The organism is Massilia sp. P2_C2 (assembly GCF_056404615.1).
On sequence record NZ_JBFUDR010000277.1, the window covers coordinates 1 to 8,381 of the forward strand.

The window sequence follows — 8,381 nt, forward strand, 5'->3', positions numbered from 1 at the left end:
GCATTACCTCCCCGCCCACCCTACGGATTTAAGATATTGGTCGGATTACCGTTCGCGAAATTCGCGACATTCTCGAACGCCGCCCTGAAATACAACTCATAACTGTCCCGCTCGACATACCCCAGGTGCGGCGTCGCCAGCACGGTCGGAATTTTAAGGATAGCCGCATCGGCCGCCAGCGGCTCGCTGGTGAACACATCCAGCGCCGCATACCCCGGCCGCCCCTTGCGCAGGGCATCCTCCAGCGCTCCTTCCTCGACCAGTTCCGCCCGGCTCGTGTTCACGAACAACGCGTCGCGCTTCATGCGCGCCAGGTCGTCGGCCTTGACGATGCCGCGCGTCGCATCGTTCAGCCGCAGATGCAGGCTCACCACGTCGACCTGTTCGAAGAAGGCCTCGCGTGACGGCGCGGCCGTCAAACCGTCGGCGGCCGCGGCGGCCCGGCTCTTCTCGCTGCCCCACACCATCACCTGCATCCCGAATGCCTGCGCATAGCCCGCGATCATGTGCCCGATCTTGCCGTAGCCCCAGATACCCAGCGTGCGACCCTTGAGCACGCGGCCGAGGCCGTTGAGTTCTGGATTGATGGACGCCGTCTGCCACAGCCCATCCTTCAGGTTGTTGGCATAGGGAACGATCTTGCGGCTGGCGGCCATGATCAGTGCCCACGTCAGTTCGGCCGGTGCGACGGGCGAGCCGATGCCTTCCGCGATCGCGATGCCGTGCTCCGTCGCGGCAGCCACGTCGACGTGGCCGGATACCTTGCCCGTTTGCGAAATCAGCTTCAGGTTCGGCAGTTTGGCCAGCAATGCGCGTGGAAATGTCGTGCGTTCACGGATCAGGACGAGGGCGTCGAATGGCGCCAGGCGGATCGCCAGCTGGCCCAGGCCGCGGGCTGAGTTAGTGAACACTTTGACGTCGTGCCCCTCCAACAAACGGAAGCATTCGAGGCCGCGGACGGCGTCTTGATAATCGTCGAGAATCGCAATTTTCATGGATGTTAGCCGATGTTAGTGGCAAGAAAGTAATGAAATAACAGAATTTGAACGATGAGAGATAGCCTACTACATTAGTCAATCAAAATTCCTACATTTTTGTTATTGAAGCATTTGAAACGCGTTTGGTCAGGTGTAGAATCGACCAGAAATAAGAGCCCGAGATGTCAGAGTTACATCATTTGCGGCCAGCAGCACACGTTCCAACCAGTCCGCCGGCACTGCGCAACCGCGTCCGGGACTGGTGACATGACCGCCGTAGCGCCGCACCGTGACCAACACGGCTCCGGGCGTGGGCCCACGAGGCCATCCTGACGACGATCCTGCCGGGACAAGATAAACGGGATTCCCGTCACCGCGCGCATCGCAGGCCGCCGCCTCTGCCGCACAGGTGCCGGAATCGCCAGGAATTCTTAATTGGCATTGGAGGTATGTATGAACCAGCCCGTGATGCGCGGTGTCGCCGCACTGAACGTCCCAGCTTACATCAAGCACAATAAACTCATCAATTGGGTGTCCGAGATCGCGGCCCTGACGAAGCCCGACGCCATCTACTGGTGCGACGGTTCCGAAGAAGAGTACGACCGCTTGTGCGCACAGATGGTCGAGGCCGGCACGATGAAGCGGCTGAACCCGGCAAAGCGCCCGAATTCGTATCTGGCCTGTTCCGATCCGAGCGACGTGGCGCGTGTCGAAGACCGCACCTTCATCTGCTCGGCCACGAAGGAGCAGGCAGGTCCGACCAATAACTGGGTCGACCCGAACGACATGCGCCAGACGCTGAACGGCCTGTTCGACGGCTGCATGGCCGGCCGCACGATGTATGTCGTGCCGTTCTCGATGGGCCCGCTGGGCTCGCCGATCGCCCACATTGGCGTGGAACTGTCCGATTCGCCGTATGTCGCCGTCAACATGCGCATCATGACCCGCATGGGCAAGGCCGTGTATGACGTGCTGGGCAACGACGGCGATTTCGTGCCGTGCGTGCACACCGTCGGCATGCCGCTGCAGCCGGGCCAGCAGGACGTGCGCTGGCCGTGCAATGCCACCAAGTACATCGTGCACTATCCGGAAACGCGCGAGATCTGGTCGTTCGGCTCGGGCTACGGCGGCAATGCGCTGCTGGGCAAGAAGTGCTTCGCGCTGCGCATCGCCTCCAACATGGGTTACCAGGAAGCCCAGCAGGGGGGCACCGGCTGGYTGGCCGAGCACATGCTGATCCTGGGCGTGGAATCGCCGCAGGGCGACAAGAAATACGTCGCGGCCGCATTCCCGTCGGCCTGCGGCAAGACGAATTTCGCGATGCTGATTCCGCCCGCCGGCTTCGAAGGCTGGAAGGTCACGACGATCGGCGACGACATCGCCTGGATCAAGCCGGGCACCGACGGCCAGCTGTACGCCATCAATCCGGAAGCGGGTTACTTCGGCGTCGCCCCGGGCACCAACCAGAAGACCAACCCGAACTGCATGGCCTCGCTGCGCGAGAACGTCATCTTCACGAACGTGGCGCTGACCGATGACGGCGACGTGTGGTGGGAAGGCATGACGAAGGAGCTGCCATCGCACCTGATCGACTGGCAGGGCAAGGACTGGACGCCGGCGTCCGGCACCAAGGCGGCGCACCCGAACGCCCGCTTCACCGTCGCCGCCACGCAAAACCCGGTGATCGACCCGGCCTGGGACGATCCGGCCGGCGTGCCGATCTCGGCCTTCATCTTCGGCGGCCGCCGCTCGACCACGGTGCCGCTGGTGACGGAAGCCCGCAACTGGACGGAAGGCGTGTACATGGCCGCCACGATGGGCTCGGAAACGACGGCCGCCGCCGCCGGCCAGATGGGCATCGTGCGCCGCGACCCGTACGCCATGCTGCCGTTCATCGGCTACAACATGAGCGATTACTTCCAGCACTGGCTCGACCTCGGCCGTAAAGTGGCCGACAAGAACCCGGCCGCGCTGCCGAAGATCTTCTGCGTCAACTGGTTCCGCACCGACGACAAAGGACAGTTCGTGTGGCCGGGCTATGGCGACAACATGCGCGTCCTGAAATGGATCCTGGACCGCACCCAGGGCCAGGCCGGCGGCGTCGAGAACATGTTCGGCACCACGCCGACATACGGCGACCTGAACTGGACCGGCATCGAGTTCACGAACGAGCAGTTTACGCAGATCACGTCGATCGACAAGGATGCATGGCGCGAAGAGCTGAAACTGCACACCGAACTGTTCGACAAGCTGGCCTACCGCCTGCCGCAGGAACTGGTGGCCACCAAGCAACAGCTGGAGAAGCGTCTGGCCGAGTAAGCCGGCTGCGAAAAGTTACAGGCGAGGAGACGACGGCGGTCCCATGAGGCCGCCGCGACATGGAAAAGGGACAGGTATGCATGCCTGTCCCTTTTTTTCATTGGTGCATGCGATGCCTAATAGCAACCGGCCCATTAATTTGGTTTTTTGATTTTACTAAACGATGTTAATACCTTATCCTGTCGTAACTCGCACTGTTAGCGCAAACATCTACCCTTCAGCGAGTCCCGACGTGATAAGGACAATAAGCATGAGACACCGCCGTACCGTGCTGCGCGCCGCCCTGGCGCTGGCATTTACTACCCCCCTCGTACTGCCGGCAACGGCCCTGGCCGCGGATGCCGCACGCCAGATCGTCGTCGACGCCAAGGCACCGACCGTCGCCCGCGACCATGCCGCCGACCTGTCGGTGGGCTCCGATTATCCGGGGACGCTGATCCGCGACGACAGCCTGGCCCAGCTCAAAATTGCGAAAGACGAACTCGGCTTCCGCTACATCCGCTTCCACGCGATCTTCCACGACATTCTCGGCACGTACAAGATCGTGGACGGCAAGCCGGTCTATGACTGGACAAAGATCGACTACCTGTACGACAAGCTGCTGGGCATGGGCATCAAGCCGTTCGTCGAGCTGGGCTTCACGCCGGACGCGATGAAGACGTCGGACCAGACGATCTTCTACTGGAAGGGCAATTCCTCACACCCGCAGCCGGACAAGTGGGCGGGCCTCGTCGACGCCTTCGTGCGCCACGTGCAGCAGCGCTACGGCGCGGAAGAAGTGCGCTCGTGGTTCTTCGAAGTGTGGAACGAGCCTAACCTGGACGGTTTCTGGGAAAAAGGCGACCAGAAGGCATACTTTGAACTGTTCGACCTGACGTCGAAGACGATCAAGGCCATCGACCCGTCCCTCCGCGTGGGCGGTCCGGCGACGGCGGGTGCGGCCTGGGTGCCGGAGTTCCTCGCGCACACGCAGAAGAGCGGCGCCGCGGTCGACTTCATCGCCACGCACACGTATGGCGTGGATGGCGGCTTCCTGGACGAGAACGGCCAGGGCGACCAGAAGCTGTCGCCGAAGCCGGACGGCATCGTCGGCGACGTGCGCAAGGTCCGCAAGGAGATCGAAGCCTCGTACCTGCCCAAGCTGCCGCTGTATTTCACGGAATGGAGCACCAGCTACAACCCGCGCGACCTCGTGCACGATTCGTACATGAGCGCCGCCTACATCCTGTCCAAGCTCAAGGCGACCGAGGGCATCGCGCAGGGCATGAGCTACTGGACCTATACGGACCTGTTCGAGGAGCCGGGTCCGCAGACCGGGCCGTTCGAAGGCGGCTTCGGCCTCATGAACCCGCAGGGCATCCGCAAGGCCGCCTGGTTCGCCTACAAATACATGAACCAGCTGGGCGAGCAGCAGGTGCAGACTACCGACACGCAGAGCTGGGTGACGCGCGACGACAAAGGGGTCCAGGTGCTGGCCTGGGACTTCCAGACGCCGGACATGGGCGACAAGACCAACCGTCCGTTCTTCGGCGCCGTCCAGCCGACGCGTAACAGCACGCCGCTGAAGATCCAGCTGAAGGGCATGAAGCCGGGCACGTACGCGGTGCAGATCTACCGCACGGGCTTCAAGGCCAACGATGCGTACACCTCGTACATCGAGATGGGCAAGCCGAAGACCCTCACGAGCGACCAGCTCGCGAAGCTGCAGGCGCAGACGCAGGACAAGCCGCAGACGAAGTCGGTGAAGGTCGGCGCCAACGGTACCGCGAGCCTGCAGGTGCCGATGCGCGCGAACGACGTCGTGCTGGTGAAGATCGCGAAGTGATCTAAAAACTTATCCCGGTAGGCGCCGACTCGTAGGGTGGGCGGCCCCCGCCCACCAAGCGTATGCGTCGCGGACATGCTTGGTGGGCGGCACCCTACTGGGATACGCTCTAAGCCGCTCAGCTCCACTGCATCAGGCAGGGCGGCACCAGCAGCGCGAGGGCCAGCACGAGATAGATCAGCTGCAGCGGGATCATCCACCTGGCCCACGTGAGCCACGGCACGCGCGCGAGCGCGAGCACGCCGACCGTGATGCCCGACGTCGGAATCATCGGCGTCGACAATTCGCCGAGCTGGAAGGCGAGGATCGCGGTCTGGCGCGACACGCCGACGAGGTCCGCGAGCGGTGCCATGATCGGCATCGTCAGCGCGGCTTGTCCTGTACCCGAGTGGATGAAGAAGTTGATCACCGACTGGATCAGGTACATCTTCTGCGCCGTGAACACGGGGTGGCTCGACTGCACGAGCGGCATCAGGCCATGCAGCATCGTGTCGATGATGTGGGCGTCGCGCGCGATGATCATCGTGGCGCGCGCGATCGCGATCACCAGCGCCGTCGGCGCCAGGTCCTTTACCCCCTGCATGAAGGCCGCCACCCAGTTGTCGGGCGCGAGGCGGCCGATGATGCCCACCCCGATCGCCATGGATAAGAACAGCGCGGCGATCTCGTCGATGTCCCATTTGAATTTCACCACCCCCACCACCATCGAGCCGAGCGCCAGTGCGAACAGYGCGAGCACTGCGCCATGGCGGCCCGTCATGCGGTCGTGCGTCAGCGCCGGCGGCTGTTCCTGGCGCCGCGTCTGGTCCAGCACATAGGTCGGGCTCAGCGCAGGATTGCTCTTGACGCGGGCCGCGTACCACATCAGGAACAGGATCGTGACGATGGTCGCCGCCGCCCACACGATCAGCCGATAACCCATCCCCGAGAACACCGGCACGCCGGCGATCCGCTGCGCGATGCCGACGTTGAACGGATTCAGGAACGCGGCGCCGAAGCCGACCTGCGAGCCGAGGAAGGGAATCGATACGCCGACGATGGTGTCGTAGCCGAGTGCCAGCGCCAGCGGCACGAAGATCAGGATGAACGGGATCACCTCCTCGCTCATGCCGAACGTGGCGCCGCCGAGCGAGAACAGAGTGACGAACACGGGAATGAGGGCCGCGCGCACGAGCCGCGAGTGGTCGTGCGCACGCGCGATCGAGCGGATCGCCGTGTCGATCGCTTCCGTTTTCTGCACGACGGCGAACGCGCCGCCGACGATCAGCACGAAGCCGATGATCTGCGCCGCCGCCTCGAAGCCCTTGATGGGTGCCTTCATCAGCGCCACGAGGCCCTGCGGCGCGCTCGCAACGTAGTGGAACGAGGCGGGATCGACGAGCTCCTTGCCGTCCACGAGGTGCGTCTCGTACTTCCCGCCGGGGACGAACCACGTCGCCAGTGCGATCAGCGCGAGAATCGAAAACAGCAGCACGAAGGTGTTGGGCATTCGCAGGCGCATGCGCAGCGTCTCCTTATTGACTCAAAAGGGAACCGGAACGGAAGGGCGTCGTGCCCGCGATCTTACAGACCTGCATGCCGCGCAGCAGGTGGCGGTGTGCCGTGCTCGCGAACAGCAGGCCGTCGCGGCTGGCGCGCACGGTGGTCGTGTTTCCGGTCACCGGATCGACGATGTCGGCGACCGCGTCACCGGCCTTCACGTCGTCGCCCAGCGCCTTCAAAAAGACCAGCACGCCAGATTGCGGCGCATTCAACGGCTCGACGGCTTCGAGCGGCGTCGGTGCGCACAGCGGCGCGGGAAGCGGCGCCGCCGGTAGATCGATGAGGCCTTCGTGCGCGAGAAATTGCAGGATCGCCTGTGCATCGTGTTCCGCGTAATCGTAGCGCACGTCCATCTCGCCGCGCAGTTCGACGGTGACGGCGGCGCAGGAGGGTGGGATTGGAACGTCTGGACCGAAGTGTGCGGCCAGGTCCCACCACAGCCGGCTGCACGCTTCGTCGAACGGCTCGCCGCCCGAGACGTCGGACAGCAGCAGGGCGCGCGCGCCGAGCAACGTCGCCAGCGGCTGCACCCGATCCGCCAGCACGGTGCCCGTGTACACGTGGAGCAGGGCTTCGTTGTCACAATGCAGATCGAGCACGATGTCGGCATCGATCGCCAGCGCCAGCAGCGTCTTTTTCAGCACTTCCGTGTGATTCGCGGGCTCCCAGCCGTCGACGGCGGCGCGCGCGGCGGCGCGGATCGCGGCGACGTTGGCGTCCGCGTCGGCACCAAGGCGGTCCGTGAGCGCGGCCTTCAGTTCGTCGGCCACGTGACGGAACGCGCGGTTGAAATTCACGCCGCTGCCCAGGTCGAAGCGCCCGAACGGCATGCCATGCACGACCTGCGACAGGCCGATGGGATTCGCGGCCGGCACGAGGACGATTTCACCTTTGATGCGGCCGGCGGCATCGAGCCGTTCCAGTTCGCGCCGCAGCACGTGCGCCACGAGCATCGCCGGCACCTCGTCCGCGTGCAGCGAGGCCTGGATATACGCCTTCCCACCGCTGCCCGCGCTGCCGTAGTGCCAGGACGTGAGCTGGTAGGTGGCGATGGCCGATTCGGTCGCGATCGGGTGTGTCTGAGCATGCATGGGCAGGGTCTCCGGGTGGCGGCTGCTCGGCCGATTATGTATGAATCTTTACACAACGTAAATCGATGAAAGAATATTTTCAGAAATTTGTTGAGCTGGCCATCAAACCTGTTTTACATTTAAAAATGTTTATTCATTGACATGCATGCGATGACCCCTGCCGTTCCGCCCAGCGCTGCCCCCGACATCGGCTTCGCCGAGTCTTCGCTCGGCCAGGCGCTGCTGCGTGTGCTGGCCGAGGGTTCGGCATCGAACCGGGTCATCGCCGACTACCTGCTGCGCAACCAGGTGCGCGTGACGGCGCTCGGGATCGAGGAACTGGCCGAGGCGTGCGAGATATCGACCGCGACCATCAGCCGCTTTGCGCGCGATCTCGGTTTCAGGAATTACGCGGCGATGCGCGGCGCGGTGGCCGAGACCCTGCAATCGGTGCTGCAGCCCGTCGAAAAGCTGCGCAGCACTTTTGCGCGCCGCGCCGCCGCACAATCGGCCGCACCCCGGCCGGCTTTGGAAAGCCTGGGGTATGCGGAAGCGGCCATCGCGGCCACGAGCCGCGCGCTGGCGGGCGCCCAGTTCGATCGCATCGGCACCGTGCTCACGAAGGCGCGCACCGTGTACGTGCTGGGG

6 protein-coding genes are annotated in these 8,381 nt (G+C 63.8%); 3 read left to right on the top strand and 3 right to left on the bottom strand.

The window, feature by feature from the left end; genetic code table 11:
* Positions 1–20: 20 nt before the first annotated feature.
* Positions 21–995, bottom strand: coding sequence for a D-2-hydroxyacid dehydrogenase family protein (locus tag AC1DYX_RS24355; RefSeq protein WP_477263654.1), 975 nt, complete (start codon positions 993–995; stop codon positions 21–23).
* A gap of 435 nt (positions 996–1,430) precedes the next feature.
* Here AC1DYX_RS24355 and AC1DYX_RS24360 point away from each other — a divergent pair, with 435 nt between their 5' ends.
* Complete coding sequence (locus AC1DYX_RS24360; RefSeq protein ID WP_477263656.1) at positions 1,431–3,296, top strand: phosphoenolpyruvate carboxykinase (GTP); 1,866 nt, start codon at positions 1,431–1,433, stop codon at positions 3,294–3,296.
* A 250-nt stretch (positions 3,297–3,546) separates the two neighbouring features.
* On the top strand, positions 3,547–5,121 hold the full coding sequence (locus AC1DYX_RS24365; protein ID WP_477263658.1) for a GH39 family glycosyl hydrolase: 1,575 nt from the start codon (positions 3,547–3,549) through the stop codon (positions 5,119–5,121).
* 118 nt (positions 5,122–5,239) lie between these two features.
* Here AC1DYX_RS24365 and AC1DYX_RS24370 read toward each other — a convergent pair whose 3' ends face one another.
* Both AC1DYX_RS24370 and AC1DYX_RS24375 read right to left on the bottom strand, forming a co-directional pair.
* Positions 5,240–6,622: a YfcC family protein gene (locus AC1DYX_RS24370; RefSeq protein WP_477263660.1), complete on the bottom strand. Its 1,383-nt coding sequence runs from the start codon at positions 6,620–6,622 to the stop codon at positions 5,240–5,242.
* Between the two features lie 13 nt (positions 6,623–6,635).
* Positions 6,636–7,754, bottom strand: coding sequence for a succinylglutamate desuccinylase/aspartoacylase family protein (locus tag AC1DYX_RS24375; RefSeq protein WP_477263662.1), 1,119 nt, complete (start codon positions 7,752–7,754; stop codon positions 6,636–6,638).
* A 150-nt stretch (positions 7,755–7,904) separates the two neighbouring features.
* Between AC1DYX_RS24375 and AC1DYX_RS24380 the strand changes: the two genes are divergently transcribed.
* Positions 7,905–8,381 (top strand): MurR/RpiR family transcriptional regulator (locus AC1DYX_RS24380; RefSeq protein WP_477263664.1); only part of this gene is annotated, 477 nt, incomplete at its 3' end.